This is a genomic window from Nocardioides sp. NPDC058538 (genome assembly GCF_042719275.1).
Classification (GTDB): Bacteria; Actinomycetota; Actinomycetes; order Propionibacteriales; family Nocardioidaceae; genus Nocardioides.
Window position 1 is genome coordinate 40,404 of record NZ_JBHXNY010000031.1, and the last position, 17,615, is coordinate 58,018.

Sequence of the window (17,615 nt, forward strand, 5' to 3'; positions counted from 1 at the left end):
CATCTTCAACGAGGCTTCCGAGCCTCGGAAGAAGCCCGACCAGGACTCGACGGAGACGCAGGTTCTCCCTCGGGTTCCTGGCGCTTCAGGATCGCCCAGCTCCGGCCACAACTCGGCTCCACCGGCTCCAGGCTCACTCCCAGCCTTCCCGGTCGTGCGGCGTGGCGGATACGACCCCGGCACGGTGAACGCGCGGGTGCAGCAGCTGCTCCAGGCCAACGGCCAAGGTCAGTCGGCGCTGCGCAACGCCCAGCGCCGCATCGCCGAGCTCGAGCGCAAGGTCACCGACCTCAAGGCCGCTGCCACCCAGGGCAACGAAGCCCCCTCCTACGCCTCCCTGGGTGGTCGCGCCAGCGCGATGCTCCGGCTGGCCGAGGAGGAGGCCGCCGCAGTCAAGGAGTCCGCTGAGAAGGAGGCCGCGGTCATCCGCGAGGCCGCCCAGCGTGAGGCTGCCGCGACCAAGGCGTCCGCCCAGCGTGACATCGAGGCGCTGCGTACGACGCACTACAAGGAGATCGACGATCACCGCGAGAAGGTGACCTCGGAGGTCCAGCAGGCCCGCAAGATGGTGCAGGCCGAGAGCGACGAGCTGCTCGCCGCCGCCAAGCGCGAGGCCGACCAGATCCGGCTCGCCGTCCAGCAGGAGGTCACCCAGCTGCGTACCTCGACCCAGCGTGAGGTCGAGAAGGCACGCGCCGGCGCGGACCGCGAGGTCCAGGAGGCCCGGCGGATGCTCGCCGTCGAGCGCGAGCGTCTCGCCCGCGAGGCCGCCGACCACCACGACCAGGCGATGGCCGAGACCTCTCGCATCGTGACCGAGGGCGAGACCCGCGCCGCGGACGCCGAGGAGCGGGCCCGGATCGCTGCCCAGCACGTCGCCGACCAGCGCGCCGAACTGGCCAAGGAGTCCGAGGGGATCATCGCTCGCGCCCGCCGCGACGCCGAGGCGATCCTGTCCAAGGCCCGCGCCGAGGCCGACCACCTCGCCTCCACCGCGACCGTCGAGGCCGAGAAGGGCCACGCGATCATCAAGGCCGAGGTCGACCGTCTCACCAAGCGTCGCGACGCGATCGCGGCTCAGCTCTCCTCGCTCACCGACCTGGTCTCCGGGTTCGGCAAGACCGAGGACCCGGCTGAGCTGGAGGCACCGAAGCCGATCGCCGAGGACGAGGACATCGTCGACGGCGAGCTGGTGGTCGACGAGAGCGTCACCCTGGTCGACTCGGACGACGACCTCGCCGACGACTACGACGACTACGACGAGCCCTCCGAGAAGACCGCGATCCGCGAGCCCGAGACTGCGACCGAGAGCCGGTGAGCGGGGCCGCTGCCGACCGTCCTGCGGACGGTCCGGAGACGACGTCTGCCCAGACCGAATCCACCGACGACGCGACGGTCGACAGCGAGGCCGCGATCGACGTCGAGGAGCCGGAGGAGAGCGAGCGGGACAAGCGGTTCGGTAAGCCCGGACCGCCGTTCGACCGGAGGTCGCCCTACCTGTTCGGGCTGCTTCTGGGCCTCGGCCTGCTGACGGCCTACGCAGCGGGCAACCTCCTCACCACGATGGGGAGCGTGATCCTCCAGGTGGTGGTCTCGCTCTTCATCGCCGCGGGGATCAACCCGATGGTGGTGTTCCTGCAGAGGCGTGGCTTCCCACGGCCGTGGGCGGTCCTGAGCGTCATCCTCGGCGTGCTGGGCGCCCTCGTGCTCTTCTTCGTGGCGCTCGTGCCGGTGATCAGCGACCAGGTCGCCAAGATCTCGGCCAACGTCCCGGACTGGATCGACGAGCTGCAGCGCAACCAGCGCATCCAGCGGTTCAACGAGGACTACCAGATCCTCGACAAGGTGCAGGACTACGTCGCCAGCGGCGACTTCGTCAGCAGTGCCTTCGGCGGGGCGCTCGGCGTGGGCCTGGCGGTGATCAACGTGCTTGTCACGGGCTTCATCGTCATCGTCCTGACGCTCTACTTCATCGCCGCCTACGACCAGACGAAGAACGCCATCTACCGTCTCGCCCCGGCCTCACGCCGCGAGCGGGTCGGCAAGCTGGGTGACCGCGTCTTCGACGGCATCGGGGGCTATGTCTCGGGCGCGTTCATCGTCGCGCTGTGCGCCGGTCTGTCCACCCTGGTGCTCCTCTTCGTCATCGGGATGGGCGAGTACGCCGTCGCCCTGGCATTCGTCGTCATGATCACCGACGTGATCCCGATGATCGGAGCCACCATCGGCGCGGTCATCGTCTGCGCGATCACCTTCGCGACGACCGACCTGAAGACCGGGCTCATCGCGGTTGTCTTCTACATCGCCTACCAGCAGTTCGAGAACTACGTCGTCTACCCGAGGGTCATGTCCCGCTCGGTCGACATCCCCGGCGTGGTCACCGTGATCGCGGCCCTCATCGGTGCCTCGCTCCTCGGTGTCGTCGGCGCCCTGCTGGCGATCCCGACGGCGGCCGCCATCCTGATGCTGATCCGCGAGGTCTACGTCAGGGCCCAGGACGAGCGCTAGTTCCACCCACCTGTGAAGCGCCGCACGCAGCCGATGCGTGCGGCGCTTCGCGCTCTCAGGAGGCGGTCGTCGACTGCTCTCCCTGCTGGACCGCGATGATGCCGGCCAGCACGACCAGCCCGCCGATGAGCTGGATGAGGCCGGGCGCCTCGCCGAGCAGCAGCCAGGCAACGACGACTGCCGAGACGACCTCGAGGAGCCCGACGAAGGACGAGAGCCGCGACCCGAGGGTGCGGGTGGCGGCGATGCCGGTGGCGTATGCGACCGAGCAGGTCAGCACGCCGAGGCCGATCAGCGGGCCCCACCACGGCATCTCCAGGCCCGCCAGGACCACCGGCGTGGTCTCCATCGTGAACGGGATGGCCCCGATCAGGCAGAGCAGCACGAGCAGAACCGTGGCCCCGGTCAGGCCGAGCCAAGCCAGCGCGAGCGGTGGCAGCGTGGTGCTGGACTGGGCGTTGAGCACGTAGTAGCCGGCCAGTCCGACGGCGGCCGCGGAGCCCCACATGATGCCGAGCGGGTGCACGTTCGCCCCGCTGACCAGGTCGAGGACGAGCACGAGCCCGGCGATCGCGACCAGGGCGCCCACCATCGTCAGCCGCGAGGGCCGCTCGCCGTGCCGCAGCCACATCCAGGCGACCACGAGCACCACCCCCATGTACTCCAGCAGGAGCGCCGGCCCGACCGCCATCCACTGCACCGCCGAGAAGAAGGCGAACTGCGGCACCACGATGGCCAGCAGTGCGTACGCCACCACGACCCGCCAGCTCGCGGCGACACCCCGCCACCGGCCGGCGAGCGCGCGCAGCGCAAAGGGGGCCAGCACGACGGCGCCGATGCCGACACGGAAGACCAGCACGCCGCCGGTCGACCAGCCGGTGTCGAAGAGGCCGCGTCCCAGCGGTCCCGAGAGGCTGAACGTGACCGCCGAGACGACCGCCATGAGCAGTCCGGCAGCCACCAGCGGCGTCTTCTGCGTGCTCTGCGGCACCGCCTGGTCATTGGTCAAAGTCGTCATGACACATGACGATCCCAGCGACGCGGTAATGTGTCAACATGGTTTTCACCCATGACACCGACGTAGGCCTCCAGGCAGCCGCGGCGCTGGCGAACACCCTCGCCCTCTCCCCCGGCTCGGTCGACGAGCTGGAGACCGTGGCGGCCCTCGACGAGTTCTTCGTGACGTACGACTACACGGGGAGACACGACCGCGACCGCGCCGAGCTCGACGAGGTCCGCGCCCTCCGCGTCCGGCTCCGCGACCTCCTCACCGCCGAGCGCGACGAGGCCGTGCGGCTGACCAACGAGCTGCTCGCCGAGCACCGCGCGACGCCTCAGCTCGTCCGCCACACGAACTACGACTGGCACATCCACGCCACCGAGCCCGACGCCCCGCTGGCCACGCGGATCGCCGTCGAGACCGCGATGGCCATGGTCGACGTCATCCGCGCCGACGAGCTGTCGCGGCTCTCGATCTGCGACGACGAGGGCTGTGCGGGAGTGGTCGTCGACCTCTCCCGCAATCGCTCCAAGCGCTACTGCTCGCCGACCTGCACCAACCGGAACGCCGTCGCCGCTTATCGAGAGCGTCAGGCGAGCACGAAGTAGCGGAGGGCGACGTAGACCCAGGCGACGGCCAGGGTCACGATCGTGACCACGATGCCGTACCTGGTGAACTTCCAGAAGCTGATCGGGTGGCCGGCCTTGGCGGCGAGGCCGAGCACCACCACGTTGGCGCCGGCGGCGACGGCGGTCGTGTTGCCACCGAGGTCGGCGCCGAAGACGAGGGCCCACCACAGCGGGCTGTCGGCGCCGGAGGACGGCGTCGAGGCGACCATCTCCTCCACGATCGGCACCATCGCCGCGGTGTAGGGGATGTTGTCGACGAACCCGCCGACGACGGCCGAGCCGATCATCAGCCCGGTCACCCCGGCGAGCTCGTTGTCGCCCATCAGGTCAGCGGCGTACGTCCCGAGCGACCCGATCACCCCGACCTCGACCAGGCCGCCGACGAGCACGAACAGCGCCATGAAGAAGGCCAGCGTCGACCACTCGACCTCCTCCAGGAACGCCTCGGTACGTGTCTGGGAGACGATGACCATCGCGCCGGCGCCGAGCATGGCGACCATCGACGGGTCCAGGTGGAGCTCGGTGTGCAGGCCGAAGGCGAGCATCACCAGGGCCAGGACGGCCAGGCAGCGGTAGAGCAGCCCGCGGTCCGGGATCGCCGAGGCGGGCGGCTCGATCAGGCCGTCCAGGTCGACCCGGCCACGGAAGTCACGCCGGAAGAGCACCCGGACCAGCCCGATCAGGACGACCAGCAGGATCAGGCACAGCGGCAGCGAGTGGATCAGGAAGTCGTCGAAGGTGAGGTTGGCCCGGCTGGCCACGATGATGTTGGGCGGGTCGGCGATCAGGGTCGAGGTGCCGCCGACGTTGGCGGCCAGGATGAGCGAGATCAGGTAGGGCATCGGGTTCAGGCCGAGCCGCTCGCAGACCGACAGCGTCACCGGCGTGACGAGCAGGACCGTGGTCACGTTGTCGAGGATCGGCGAGAGCGCAGCGGTGACCAGGATCAGCAACGTCGCCAGGCGCGCCGGGCGGCCGCCAGAGTGCTTGACCGCCCACAGCGCGAGGAACTCGAACAGGCCCGTCTGCTTGAGGACACCGACGATCACCATCATCCCGAAGAGCAGGAAGATCACGTCCCAGTCGACCCCGGTCTCGTGACTGAAGAAGGCCGACTCGGCATCGATGATCCCGAGCGCGACCATCGCGGCGACGCCACCCAGGGCGGCGGCGACGCGGTGGACGCGCTCGGTGGCGATGAGGCCGTAGGTGACGATGAAGACGGCCACCGCTGCGTACACGATCATGCGTTGAGCTCCATACCATCGACCCTCCGTTACCGGAGACTCGATCCGAATGGGTGCTGCCACCCATAAGTCCTGGCCAGAGGAAATGTCAGGGTAGGTCGCATGAGTCATCTGCCCCTCTACTGGCGGGTCTGCCTGACCAACGGCACCGTCTTCTGCGTCGGGACCCTGGTCCTGGCGCTGTCCCCGGCCCGGGTCTCCGAGCGCGTCCTGGCCTCAGAGGCCGTGGTGCTGGCTGTCGGGCTGGCGGCGATGGCGACCCTCAACGCGCTCCTGCTGCTACGCAGCCTGGCGCCGATCGACCGGGTGATCCGCACCATGGACTCGGTCGACCACCTCTCCCCCGACCAGCGGCTGACGACCCACGGCGAGGGCGCCGGCGCCCGTCTGGTGGCCAGCTACAACGCGATGCTGGAGCGGCTGGAGACCGAGCGGAGCACCAGCAACGCCAAGGCGCTCGCCGCGCAGGAGGCGGAGCGACACCGGATCGCCCAGGAGCTCCACGACGAGGTGGGACAGTCGCTCACCGTCGTACTCCTGGGGCTCAAGGGGCTGGAGCGACAGGTGCCGGAGGAAGTTCGCCCCGAGCTCGCCGCCGTCCGCGAGTCCGCGCGCACCGGCATCGACGACGTCCGCCGGGTGGCCCGCCAGCTGCGGCCGGGCGTACTCGAGGATCTCGGCCTGCACGCCGCCCTGGCCTCGCTGGCCACCGATGTCGGCGCCCTGGGCCGCACGACCGTACGCCGCACCACCGGCCGCGGGCTTCCCGAGCTGCCGCAGGACCGCGAGCTGGTGATCTACCGGGTCGCCCAGGAGGCGCTCACGAACGTCGTACGCCACGCCCACGCCGCCACCGCCGAGCTCTCCCTGTGCAAGGTCGGCGACAAGGTCGTCCTCACCGTCTCCGACGACGGCCGCGGCAGCGCCGTCCTCGTGGCCGGCGCCGGGATCAGCGGGATGCGGGAGCGGGCCCTGCTCGTCGGTGCCGACCTGAGCGTGACCAGCACCCCCGGCCGTGGCACCACCGTCCGCCTGGAGGTTCCGCTGTGACCCCCATGCCCGCGAAGATCCGGATCCTGCTGGCCGACGACCACACCCTCGTACGCCGCGGGGTCCGCCTCATCCTCGATGCCGAACCGGACCTCGAGGTGGTCGCCGAGGCCGCCGACGGAGCCGAGGCCGTCGCGGCACTGCGCGACGTCGAGGTCGACCTGGTGATCCTCGACGTCGCCATGCCCCGGATGACCGGGCTGCAGGCCGCCCGCACGATCGCCCGGATGCGTACTCCTCCGAAGATGCTGATGCTCTCGATGCACGACAACGAGCAGTACTTCTTCGAGGCGCTCAAGGTCGGCGCCAGCGGGTACGTCCTCAAGTCGGTCGCCGACGAGGATCTGGTCAAGGCGTGCCGTACCGCTATTCGGGGGCAAGCCTTCGTCTATCCCGGGGCCATGAGTGCCCTGGTCCGCGACTATCTGGACCGTCTCAACCGTGGCGAGAGTCTGCCGCGCACGGTGCTGACCGAGCGCGAGGACGAGGTGCTCAAGCTCATCGCCGAGGGCCACTCGACCCGGGAGATCGCCCGCGAGCTGACGATCTCCTACAAGACCGTCGAGCGGCACCGCGAGAACATCCTCGCCAAGCTGGGCCTCCGCGATCGCACCCAGGTCACGCGATATGCCATCAGAGCAGGTCTCATCGAGCCCTGAGAAGGCCTACCGTCGAAGGATGGACCCACGGCTCGACACGGACCTCGCCGGGATGACCGATCTCCTCGGCGCGATCCAGGACTACGCACAAGAGATCATCGCCGGACTCGACCGCCGGCCGGTGACCTCTCCGTTCCGCCCGCCCTCCGTCGAGCAGCTTCCGGCCCGGGGGTTCGGCGGCCAGGCCGCCCTGCGCCACTTCGAGACTCGCTGGGCACCCGGCCTCTCGGCGAGCGCCGGCCCCCGCTACCTGGGCTTCGTCACCGGCGGGGCGACCCCGGCCGCGGTCGCCGGCGACTGGCTGACCTCGGTCTTCGACCAGAACACCATCACGGTCCAGGACTCCGCCGCCAGCGACCTGGAACGCGAGACGGTGCGCTGGGTCCTCGACCTGCTGGACCTTCCAGACGAGTTCAGCGGAGCGTTCGTCACCGGCGCGACCATGTCCAACCTCACCGGGCTGGCGCTGGCCCGCGAGTGGCTCGGCGACCGGCTCGGGGTGTCGGTCTCGACCGAGGGCGTCGCGGCGCTCGGTGGGGTCGTCGTGCTCTCCGGCGCCGCCCACTCCACCGTCTCCAAGGCGCTCTCCGTGCTCGGGCTGGGTCGCGACAGCCTCCAGCCGGTCGCTCTCCTCCCCGACCGCGATGCGGTCGACGTCGACGCGTTGCGGACCGCGCTGCGCGAACAGGACGGCCGGCCCGTGATCATCGTCGCCAACGCCGGCACGGTGAACACCGGCGACTTCGATGACCTGGACGCCATCGCCGACCTCCGCGACGAGTTCCCGTTCTGGCTGCACGTCGACGGCGCCTTCGGGGCGTTCGCTGCCCTCTCCCCCGCGCATGCCCACCTCGTCGCCGGCCTCTCCCGCGCCGACTCGATCTGCGTCGACCTGCACAAGTGGCTCAACGTCCCCTACGACTCCGCGATCCAGCTCAGCCGCCACTCGGACTTGCAGGCTCGCGTCTTCAGCAACGCCTCGGCCTACATCGGTCTCCCCGGCTCTTCCCCCGACTTCGTACACCTCACCCCGGAGAGCTCCCGGCGCCTGCGCGCCCTGCCTGCCTGGTTCACCCTGTACGCCTACGGCCGCGAGGGCCACCGCGAGATCGTCGAGCGCACCATCGCTCTTGCTCGCCGGGTCGGGAGGCTTCTTGCCGAGATCGACGGCGTCGAACTGCTTGTGCCTGTCCGGCTCAACATCGTCTGCCTTCAGGTTCCCGGCGATCCTGCCGTGCTCGCTCGCCGAGTCGCCGATACCGGCGTCACCTTCGTGACTCCTACGGTTCATCACGGCACTCCCGCGCTGCGGTTGGCGTTCAGCAACTGGCGTACGTCCGAGGCGGATGCGGACCGCATCGTCGAGGTCTTCCGGCGGCTACTGTCATAGCCGGTCCGCCCGCTGGTCGAGCCGCCGGGGCCGCTAGGCGGAGGCGTGTCGAGACCAACACGGTCCGCTTCTTCGGGAAACCTCGCTTGGTGGCTGTTCTTCGTTTCAAGGTTCGCCGCCGACCCTTGATTTGAGTGTTTCTCCTATATCGGGGCGGCGGCGAGAGAGTGGCGCGGAGCTCCGTTGCATATTCACTGACTGCGTAACTGTCGCCTGAACAGCATAAATAGGTCGCGGCCGGGTACTCGATCGCATATAATAAGGCGCATGTACGAGACCGTCGACCACCTCCTCGCTGGGCCGCCTTCGGGTGCGTCCGAGGCTGAGTTGGTCGACTGGATTGCTGGTCTCGAAGCGATGAAGTGCACTGCTGAGGCGGTCCAGGCAGAAGCGGCGGTACGTCTCGACGAAGCCGTCCGGGCACGCCAGGCCGAGGCCGGGGTTCCTGCCCGCAAGCTTGGCGAGGGCGTGGCTTCGCAGATCGCGTTGGCGCGGCGGGTCTCGCCCGAGAAGGGCGCGAAACTGCTCGGGCCGGCGAAGATCCTGACCACCGAGATGCCCCACACCTTCGCCCTCATGAAGGCAGGTCTGTTCTCGCAATGGCAGGCCACCATCCTCGCCCGCGAAACCGCGTGCCTCTCGCTCGATGAACGCAGCCGGGGTCAGGTCATGGGCCGACACCCTCGTCGACCGAGTCACCGGGCGCGAGGCTGGTGGCGCGAAGCCCCGGATCGAGGTCAAGGTCGTGATGACCGCCGACTCCCTCACCAACACCGGCGATCAGCCGGCCATGGTCGAGGGCTACGGCCCCGTCCCCGCGACCTGGGCCCGCGACGCGCTCAACGACGCCGAGGTCTTCGTCCGTCGCCTGTTCACCGACCCCGCCGGTCGGCTGGTCGCCATGGAATCACGTGCCCGCAAAGCACCCGACGGGCTCGCGGAGTTCATCGCGACTCGTGATGGCGGGATCTGTCGTACCAACGGCTGCGATGCCCCGATCCGCAACATCGACCACGTCGAACGCCACGCAGACGGCGGCGAAACCAGAGCCGAGAACCTGCAGGGCCTGTGCGAACGATGCAACCAGGCCAAAGAAGCCCTCGGATGGCGGGCCAGGCCAAGACCCGACGGCACCATCATCACCACCACACCCACGGGCCACACCTACACCAGCCCGCCGCCCGACACCTGGGCACCAGATCCGCCACTATCGCCAGCAGAGCTCAGGCTGCGCCGCATACTCCGCGATCACGCCCTCGCGGCCTGATCCACCGCGTCGGACGTACGACGACGAAGACTTCCCGGGCGAATGACGCAAGAAGCCGCCACGACCAGCAGTGTCACGCTGCCTGCCGCGACACCGACGGCGAGATCGGGCAACCAGATGACGGCGAAGCCGAGCGACGCGCCCAGCAGTCTCGGCAGCAGAATCAGGCCCATCGCAGCCGAGCCCGCAGCCACCGCGCAGACCCAGCTGAGCGGCGACGAACCCGGGATGCGACGGGCGGCCAGAGCGAGCAACAGACCGATCGGGACGGATCCGGCCAACAGCCAAGGCGCTGCAGACAGCAACGGGTCACCGTCCTTGACGGTTGCCGATCCCCCGCGCGCGATCTCGTCGATGTCCGCAGCCGCGGCGCTCAGGCTCGGCGCGCGCTTCTCGGCGTACGAGTTGGCCAGCACGACCACAGCCCGGTCCTCTCCGGGGAGGAGGGAGATATGAGCGAAGTACCCAGGGGTGGCACCGGTGTGGTGAACACGGCGGCGATCACCGTCCTGGACACTCCAGCCGTAGCCATAGCCGCGCCCATGCCCGGTGACCTCCTGAATGCCCCAGGCGTCGCTCTCGAGGTTGGGCGGCAGTACTTGACCAGCCAGATTGGCCCGGGCGTACACCACCAGATCATCGATCGTCGAGATGACGTACCCGTAGGAGGCGCCGGACTCGTCGAAGCCGGGCTGGTAGGCCCGCGTCCACGACCACCAGTGGCGATGACCGGCCGGCAGCGTCGCGGCATCGTCGGCATCGGCAGTGGTGTCCTTCATCCCGAGCGGCCCGAAGAGGGACTCCTCTGCGACGGCAGCGTACGAGTTGCCCGTGAGCTCCTCGACCAAGGCGCCCAGCACGAGGTAGTCGGCGCTGTTGTACGCGTACTCCCCTGGCGTCCCGTTGTGCTCGAGATCGCGAGCCGCCCGACGCAGCGCACCGGTTCCGTTGTCGAACCGCTCCGAGACAGCGAGTCCGTCAAGGGCGGTATAGCCGGCCGTGTGCGTGAGTAGCTGACGCACGGTGACTCGCGGCGCGTCCAGCCATGTCAGATACCGGTCCACTGGATCGTCGAGTCGGAGTCGGCCGTCCTCGACCAGGCCGAGCACCAGCGCACTGGTGAAGGTCTTGGCGACCGAACCCACCAGGAACGGAGTCTCGCGGGCAACCGGAGTCCCGTCACCGTCCTCGCCCGAGACGTAGGTCCGCACCTCGTCGCCGTCGATGACCGCGACCGCCGCACCTGGAACGCCGTTGGCTTCGCGCCAGCTCTCGACGTACGCCTCGACCGCATCATCCATCTCCGTCGGCACGTCCGCTGACGCCGGAGAGGTGATCAACACGATCGCTGCCGCCGCGGCGGCGAAGGCACTTGCCCGAAGTCGAGAAACATCCATGCCCTCGAGAATAACCATATGGATATATTGTTATCATCTGATTTATGCCCAGGACCGCAGACCATGACAGCCGACGCGCCCAGATCACCACGGGTGTACGCGAGCTCGCACTCGCCTCCGGGCTCGGTGCCGTGACCATCGCCGGGACCGCCAAGGCCGCAGGCATCTCCGTCGGCCTGGTGCAGCACTACTACGACTCCAAGGAGTCGCTGCTGGCCGACACCCTGAGCCATCTGCTGGGCGACATCGAGGGTCGGGTCGACGCGGCGATCATCCGCGCGGAGCGCGACCATGCGCGGATCGAACACATGCTGGGAGCAGGTCTGCTGGAACTGCTTCCGCTGAGCCCCACCCACCGGAACGAGACCTATCTCCGGCACGCCTTCGCCGGCCTCGCGCTCGACAGTCCGACCCTCGCAGGGCACCAGCGGACCTTCGACCGGCGACTTCGCGACCGGATCACTCAGGCGGTGAGGAACGGGATGGCCTGCGGGGAGGTCATCCCCGAGACCGACACCCTCCTCGAAGGGGAGGCTGCGTTCGCCCTGGCCCAAGGGCTCGCCGCGCGCCTGCTCCTCGACCAGGACGATGGTGCCCGGAGCCGAGCGAGGGCCGCCATCGCCGCCCGGATGGCGAGCGTGTTCGTCGGCCCGTGCGCGCGGGAGTCCCCGTAGCTCAGGCGCCGAACTCCCGAGCGCGCATCCGCGCGAGGTGGGCGTGCACGAGTGGAAGCACCGAGGCGCCCTCGCCGCTCGCGGAGGCGACCCGTTTCATGGATCCGGCGCGCGCGTCGCCGACGGCGAAGACACCCGGAACCGTCGTCTCCAGGCTCGCAGGCGGGTTCCCCTCGACCCACGCGTCTCGCGGTACGTCGCGGCCGGTCAGGACGAACCCGTGCTCGTCGAGCGCGACCGCCTCCGCCAGCCACGCGCAGTCGGGTTCCGCTCCGAGCAGGCAGAAGAGGCCGTCGGCAGCGGTCTCGGTGTCCTCGCGGGTGTCCAGGTTCTCCAGTCGCAACCACTCCAACTGGACCTCGCCCCCGCCGTCGGCGACGACCGTGCGGGTCCGGACCTGGATGTTCGACGTCGCCTCGATCTCACGCACCAGATAGGCCGACATGGTCTCCGCGAGCTCGTGACGCCGAACCAGGATCGTCACCGCACTGGCGAACTTGGCGAGGTGGATGGCCGCCTGCCCTGCCGAGTTCCCCCCGCCGATCACGAAGACGGCGCGGCCCTGCATCTCGCGCGCCATCGACGTCGCGGCGCCGTAGTAGACACCAGCACCCACGAGATCGTCCACACCGGCCACCCCGAGACGCCGGTAGGTCACGCCCATCGCGAGCACGACCGTACGGGCGCAGAACTGCGCGCCGCGCACATGCACGTGCTGGTGCTCGGGCTCGTCAGCCGGACCGGGCTCGATCCGGGTCACCGGGCGCCCGGTGAAGAAGCGTGCGCCGAACCGTCCTGCCTGGATGCGGGATCGCTGGGCGAGGCGCATGCCCGAGATGCCGCGCGGGAAGCCGAGGTAGTTGCGGATCATGGAGCTGGAGCCCGCCTGACCGCCGATCGCGTCGCGTTCCACGAGGACCGTCGCCAACCCCTCCGATGCCGCGTACACCGCCGCAGCCAGGCCCGCCGGCCCGCCGCCCACGATGGCGACGTCGGCGATCACGCCCTCGGGAATCTCGTCGAACCCGCCGTAGATGGCCTCGGCGGCCGTCGCTGCCGTCGCCCCGGAGACCACGCGACCCGAAAAGGTACGGACCAGAGGCAGCTGTGCGCCCGCTCCTGCTGCCTCGATGATCTCCTGTGCCTCGTCGTCGCTCGGCTCGAGTGCGCGATGCGGGAACCCCATCCGTTCCAGCAGATCCCGGACCGCCGCCGCGTCGCGGTCACCCGCCTCCGCCACGACGTCGGTGACGGTCACCAGGGGCCTGCCGACCGACCATCCCCACTCGGAGAGCAGCTCGATCAGCGCCGTGTGGAACTCCTCGTCCCGCGGGGCGCGCGGGATGAGCACGAAGGTGTCCATCTCACGTTGGAGTGCCGCGGCGCGCAGGTCGTCGAGAGCACCGGAGAAGTCGTCCCACGAGACCAGCGCGACACGGCGCGCCGTCGCCACGATGGCCGGTACGTGGTGCAGGAACTCGATCGAGGTGCCTCCGTCGAGCACGTGCTCGGCGGCGACCATCGCGATCTGCGCACCCTTGGCCACGAGGGTGCGTGTCCTGTCGAGGCCCGCGGCGAAGCCCACCACCGGCTCGATCCGGTAGTCACGGTCGTACCGTGCCCGGAACTCCTGCTCGATGACGTCGGCATGCTCGCCGCCGACCAGCACGATGACGGGCTTGTCGCGCTCCATGCCGCACAGCGTAGACGCCGCGGTGTCTCAGTCGCCGAGGAACTGACGCAGGGCCGCGAGGAAGGTCTCCGGCTTCTCGGAGTGGACCCAGTGTCCGGCGCCCTTGATCGTCACCTTGCGGTAGCGCGGGAACCATTCCTTCATCGCCGGCGCGTACTCGTCGGTGACGTAGTCGGACAGCTCGCCGGCCAACCACATCACGGGCCCGTCGTACGGGTCGTACGCCTTCAGCTCGTCGGCCGGCCAGTCGCCGATGCGGTCCAGGTCGCGGCCCAGGACGGGGAGGTTCATGGACCAGCGCCAGCTGTCGCCGTCTCGGCGCAGGTTCTGCAGCAGGAAGCCACGGACCGTCGGGTCCGGGACCGCCTCCTGCATCCCGGCGTCAGCCTCCTCGCGTCGGGTGATGCTGGCCAGGTCGAGGCTCCGCATGGCGTCGACGTACGTCTTGAAGCCGCCGACGCGCTCGTAGACGACCGGCGACATGTCGGCCACGACGAGCTTCGCGACCAGCTCGGGGTGGGTGATCGCGAGCAGCATCGCCACCTTGCCGCCCATCGAGTGGCCCACCACGGTGGCGGGGTCGTCGGCCGAGAGCAGCTCGGCGACGGCGGCGGTCACCTCGAGGTAGTCGAAGGTGTCAGGCTGCGGAGAGCGACCGTGGTGCGGCAGGTCGACGAGCGTGACCCGATGCTTGTCTGCCAGCTGCTTGCCGAGCGTGTTCCAGTTACGTCCCTGGCCGAAGAGCCCGTGCAGGAAGACGACACGACTCCCTGCCTCGCCGAGCTCGAGCGTATGAAGTGGTGGCACCGGGGAAGCGTACGTCGCTAGAAGTCGAAGCCGTCGAACATGTCACCGATGCCGTCGCCGATCCCGCCGAACATGTCACCCATGCCTTCGCCGATGCCACCGATCGCATCGCCCATGCCCTCGCCGATCTCACCGAAGGCGTCGAAGCCACCGAAGGCGCTGAACATCAGCCCCGCGAACATCCAGTCCATCGGCGAGAAGGCGCCGAAGTAGCCGGCGGCGTAGGGCCGGTAGGCCGGGCCGCCTTGCCAGTAGGGAACGCGCTCGTTGCCGACCATCACCTTGCGGGTGTCGGGCTCCGCGCCGACCTTGACGCGCTCGGCGTCGAGCGCACAGGCAGGTACGTCGCGGCTGGTGCCGCCCGGCGGCGCCCAGGCCACGTCCTCGACCGAGAGCCCGTGGCGGGGGTCGAAGAAGCACGGCGGACGGCGCTTCGGCAGCGGCTCGCCGGCCACCCGTGCCTCGACGCACGCGATCGCATAGCGACCGTCCTCGACGATCGTGGTGATCTGCTTGACGTCGTCGGGCACGGTCATCTTGTCGACGGTGCGCTTGGCCGTCTCGTATTCGTCCAGCGCGCGCTGGTAGTCGGCGTTGGCGCCCTCGTCGAGCTCCTTGCCGGCCATGTCCAGGTCGAGCTTCTGCAGCTCTTCACCGAAGGCGGTCACGTCCTCGAAGGCAAGCTGCTTGACCGGCTCGAGGTCAGCGCGCTGCTTTTCCAGCGCTCGCGCCTGCGAACGCTTGCTGGTCACAACCACGGTCCCGATCACCGCGACGACGATGAGAAGTGCGATCAGAAGTCCCACGCCTTTCAGCGTACTGCCACGGTGGTCGGGCCGGGAGGGACCTCTTATCAGGAGTAGTCGCGGAAGCCCTTGCCGGTCTTGCGGCCGAGGTAGCCGGCGGTGACCAGGTGCTCCAGCAGCGGCGCGGGCGCGAAGCCCGGCTCACGGAACTCCAGGTAGAGCTCGCGCTCGATGGCCAGCGAGACGTCGTTGCCAACGACATCGAGGAGCTCGAAGGGACCCATCGGCAGCGCACAGCCGAGCTTCATCGCGGTGTCGATGTCGTCGGCGGTCGCGTAGTGGCCCTCGAGCATCTTGACCGCGTCGTTGAGGTAGGGGAAGAGCAGCGCGTTGACGATGAAGCCGGCCCGGTCTCCGCACGAGACCGGCGACTTGCCGACCTCCTTGCAGAGGGCGCGGACGGTCTCGGAGACCTCCTCGTCCGTGGTCACGGTGGAGACGACCTCGACCAGCTTCATCACCGGCGCCGGGTTGAAGAAGTGCATCCCGACGACGTCGGACGGCCGCTTGGTCACCTTTGCCAGCTCGATGACGGGCAGACTCGAGGTCGTGGTCGCCAAGATCGCTCCGGGCTTGCAGATGTCGTCGAGGTTCTCGAAGAGCGTGGTCTTGATGGCCAGGTCCTCGGCGATCGCCTCCACGACGATGTCGACGTCGGCCAGGTCGTCCAGCGAGGTCGTGCCGGTCAGCCGACCGAGGATCTCCGGCTTCGCCGACTCCTCCAGCTTGCCGCGCCCGATCGCCTTGTCGAGGCTCTTGGTGATCCGCGCGGCGACACCGTCGACCTTGTCGGGGCTACGCCCGACGTACGTCACGTCGTAGCCGCCCTTGGCGAAGACCTCGACGATCCCGGAGGCCATCGTGCCGGTCCCGACGACGCCGATCTTGGAGATCGGGCGGCGCAGCTCGTGGGTGGCGTCGGCGCTCGGGGTCAGCGCGTCCGGGACGACGACCGGCGAGTCGGCGGCCTCGTAGGTGTAGAAGCCGCGGCCCGACTTCCGCCCGAGCATCCCGGCGGTGACCATCTGCTTGAGGATCGGCGCGGGGGCGTGCAGCCGGTCGCGACCCTGGCGGTACATCGTGTCGAGGATCTCGTAGGACGTGTCCAGCCCGATCAGGTCCAGCAGGGCGAGCGGACCCATCGGGTAGCCGCAGCCGAGCCGCATCGCGGTGTCGATGTCCTCGCGGGTGGCGTAGTGGCCCTCGAACATCGAGACCGCGTGGTTCAGGTAGCCGAAGAGCAGCGCGTTGGCGATGAACCCGGCCCGGTCGCCGCAGACCACCGGCGACTTGCCGACCTTGCCGACTACCTCGCGCACGTCCTCGAGCACCTCGGGCTCGGTCACCACGGTGCGTACGATCTCGACAAACTTCTGCACCGGAGCCGGGTTGAAGAAGTGCACACCGACGACCCGCCCCGGGTGGTTGGAGGCGGTCGAGATCTCGGTCACCGACAGCGACGAGGTGTTGGTCGCCAGGATCGTGTCGGGAGCCACGATCTCGTCGAGGGTGGCGAGGATCGACTTCTTCAGCTCCAGCGACTCCACGACCGCCTCGACGACCATGTCGACGTCCTTGAGCGCCGTCGCGTCGGTGGCGAAGGAGATCCGGCCGAGCAGCGCCTCCTGCTCCTCCTCGCTGAGCTTGCCGCGCTTGACCGCGCGGCCCGTCGAGTGCGCCAGGTGGGCCTTGCCGCGCTCGAGGCCCTCCTCGTCCCGCTCCACCCCGACCACGGTGAACCCGTTGCGGGCGAACACCTCCGCGATCCCGGCGCCCATGGTGCCCAGGCCGACGACTCCGACTGTCTCGATCGTGCGCTCACTCATGCCCCGCATCCTGCCATGGGGTGACGTCCGGCACGCCGGTGATGCCGCTAGATTCGGGCGCTGTGACCGACCAGACCCAGACCGCCGAGCGCATCGAGGCCGAGCGCATCGACGCCGAGCGGATCATCCCCGCCTCCCCGACCGACATCTTCGCCGTTCTCATCGACCCCGACGGCCATGTGGCCATCGACGCCGCCGGCATGCTCCAGTCCGCGGAAGGATCACCGGTGGGCGCGGTCGGCGACCGGTTCGTCGTCCACATGGACCGCGAGGCCCTCGGCGACTACCCGCTCGGCAAGTACGACGTCACCGTGATCGTCACCGGGTTCGAACCCGACCGGGCGATCGAGTGGACCATCGAAGGCACCATCAAGCCGCCCATCGGTCACCGCTTCGGCTACGAGCTGGAGCAGCTCGACTCCGGCGACACCCGTGTCACCTCGTACTGCGACTGGTCCACCGCCCTCCCCGAATGGAAGGCGATCTTCCCGGTCATCGACCAGAAGTCCATCCGGGCCACCCTGGGGATCCTGGAACGAGCCGTACGCCGCGGCTACCCCCGCCCCTGATCGAGGCCCAGCATGCCGAGGCGTCACTCGCGCGAATCGAGTCGGCACCGCAGTGCCGACTCGATTCGCGTAGGTGACGCCTCGGCCGACGTA

General features: G+C 69.1%; 16 protein-coding genes. 9 read left to right on the forward strand and 7 right to left on the reverse strand.

The genetic code is table 11. The features are described 5' to 3' along the window. Positions 1 to 154: 154 nt before the first annotated feature. Complete coding sequence (locus ACFWQC_RS22350) at positions 155 to 1,318, forward strand: hypothetical protein (RefSeq protein ID WP_378683054.1); 1,164 nt, start codon at positions 155 to 157, stop codon at positions 1,316 to 1,318. Further along, positions 1,315 to 2,508, forward strand: a complete 1,194-nt coding sequence (locus ACFWQC_RS22355; protein WP_378683057.1) for an AI-2E family transporter — start codon at positions 1,315 to 1,317, stop codon at positions 2,506 to 2,508. Before ACFWQC_RS22350 ends, ACFWQC_RS22355 begins: the two co-directional genes overlap by 4 nt. A gap of 55 nt (positions 2,509 to 2,563) precedes the next feature. On the opposite strand, the gene ACFWQC_RS22360 is transcribed toward ACFWQC_RS22355, so the two are convergent. Next, positions 2,564 to 3,526 carry a DMT family transporter gene (locus tag ACFWQC_RS22360; protein ID WP_378683060.1) on the reverse strand — a complete coding sequence of 321 codons (963 nt, stop codon included), beginning with the start codon at positions 3,524 to 3,526 and terminating at the stop codon, positions 2,564 to 2,566. A gap of 38 nt (positions 3,527 to 3,564) precedes the next feature. Here ACFWQC_RS22360 and ACFWQC_RS22365 point away from each other — a divergent pair, with 38 nt between their 5' ends. Then, on the forward strand, positions 3,565 to 4,116 hold the full coding sequence (locus ACFWQC_RS22365) for a CGNR zinc finger domain-containing protein (protein ID WP_378683063.1): 552 nt from the start codon (positions 3,565 to 3,567) through the stop codon (positions 4,114 to 4,116). On the opposite strand, the gene ACFWQC_RS22370 is transcribed toward ACFWQC_RS22365, so the two are convergent. After that, positions 4,098 to 5,384 (reverse strand): SLC13 family permease, encoded by a 1,287-nt coding sequence (locus tag ACFWQC_RS22370; protein ID WP_378683066.1) that lies wholly within the window; start codon positions 5,382 to 5,384, stop codon positions 4,098 to 4,100. The two genes, ACFWQC_RS22365 and ACFWQC_RS22370, sit on opposite strands and share 19 nt — an antisense overlap. A gap of 102 nt (positions 5,385 to 5,486) precedes the next feature. Between ACFWQC_RS22370 and ACFWQC_RS22375 the strand changes: the two genes are divergently transcribed. The 4 genes from ACFWQC_RS22375 (at position 5,487) to ACFWQC_RS22390 (ending at position 9,750) form a co-directional block, all read left to right on the forward strand. Further along, entirely contained in the window at positions 5,487 to 6,434 is a 948-nt protein-coding gene (locus tag ACFWQC_RS22375; protein WP_378683068.1) for a sensor histidine kinase, read from the forward strand. Between the two features lie 5 nt (positions 6,435 to 6,439). After that, positions 6,440 to 7,093 carry a response regulator gene (locus ACFWQC_RS22380; RefSeq protein WP_378683098.1) on the forward strand — a complete coding sequence of 218 codons (654 nt, stop codon included), beginning with the start codon at positions 6,440 to 6,442 and terminating at the stop codon, positions 7,091 to 7,093. Positions 7,094 to 7,112: 19 nt separating this feature from the next. Next, complete coding sequence (locus ACFWQC_RS22385) at positions 7,113 to 8,483, forward strand: pyridoxal phosphate-dependent decarboxylase family protein (protein WP_378683071.1); 1,371 nt, start codon at positions 7,113 to 7,115, stop codon at positions 8,481 to 8,483. Positions 8,484 to 9,129: 646 nt separating this feature from the next. Next, positions 9,130 to 9,750: an HNH endonuclease gene (locus ACFWQC_RS22390; protein ID WP_378683073.1), complete on the forward strand. Its 621-nt coding sequence runs from the start codon at positions 9,130 to 9,132 to the stop codon at positions 9,748 to 9,750. On the opposite strand, the gene ACFWQC_RS22395 is transcribed toward ACFWQC_RS22390, so the two are convergent. Then, positions 9,732 to 11,147 carry a serine hydrolase domain-containing protein gene (locus tag ACFWQC_RS22395; protein WP_378683076.1) on the reverse strand — a complete coding sequence of 472 codons (1,416 nt, stop codon included), beginning with the start codon at positions 11,145 to 11,147 and terminating at the stop codon, positions 9,732 to 9,734. The two genes, ACFWQC_RS22390 and ACFWQC_RS22395, sit on opposite strands and share 19 nt — an antisense overlap. Before the next feature lie 44 nt (positions 11,148 to 11,191). Here ACFWQC_RS22395 and ACFWQC_RS22400 point away from each other — a divergent pair, with 44 nt between their 5' ends. Beyond that, positions 11,192 to 11,821 carry a TetR/AcrR family transcriptional regulator gene (locus ACFWQC_RS22400; RefSeq protein ID WP_378683079.1) on the forward strand — a complete coding sequence of 210 codons (630 nt, stop codon included), beginning with the start codon at positions 11,192 to 11,194 and terminating at the stop codon, positions 11,819 to 11,821. A gap of 1 nt (position 11,822) precedes the next feature. On the opposite strand, the gene ACFWQC_RS22405 is transcribed toward ACFWQC_RS22400, so the two are convergent. Genes ACFWQC_RS22405 through ACFWQC_RS22420 form a run of 4 tightly spaced genes read right to left on the reverse strand, consistent with a single transcriptional unit; the run spans position 11,823 to position 16,953 of the window. Further along, complete coding sequence (locus ACFWQC_RS22405; RefSeq protein WP_378683082.1) at positions 11,823 to 13,514, reverse strand: FAD-dependent oxidoreductase; 1,692 nt, start codon at positions 13,512 to 13,514, stop codon at positions 11,823 to 11,825. A 27-nt stretch (positions 13,515 to 13,541) separates the two neighbouring features. After that, positions 13,542 to 14,321, reverse strand: a complete 780-nt coding sequence (locus ACFWQC_RS22410) for an alpha/beta fold hydrolase (protein WP_378683085.1) — start codon at positions 14,319 to 14,321, stop codon at positions 13,542 to 13,544. Positions 14,322 to 14,338: 17 nt separating this feature from the next. After that, on the reverse strand, positions 14,339 to 15,127 hold the full coding sequence (locus ACFWQC_RS22415; RefSeq protein WP_378683088.1) for a hypothetical protein: 789 nt from the start codon (positions 15,125 to 15,127) through the stop codon (positions 14,339 to 14,341). A gap of 47 nt (positions 15,128 to 15,174) precedes the next feature. Further along, complete coding sequence (locus tag ACFWQC_RS22420) at positions 15,175 to 16,953, reverse strand: 3-hydroxyacyl-CoA dehydrogenase family protein (RefSeq protein WP_378683091.1); 1,779 nt, start codon at positions 16,951 to 16,953, stop codon at positions 15,175 to 15,177. Between the two features lie 62 nt (positions 16,954 to 17,015). Here ACFWQC_RS22420 and ACFWQC_RS22425 point away from each other — a divergent pair, with 62 nt between their 5' ends. Next, positions 17,016 to 17,522 carry a polyketide cyclase gene (locus ACFWQC_RS22425; RefSeq protein WP_378683095.1) on the forward strand — a complete coding sequence of 169 codons (507 nt, stop codon included), beginning with the start codon at positions 17,016 to 17,018 and terminating at the stop codon, positions 17,520 to 17,522. Positions 17,523 to 17,615: the final 93 nt, after the last annotated feature.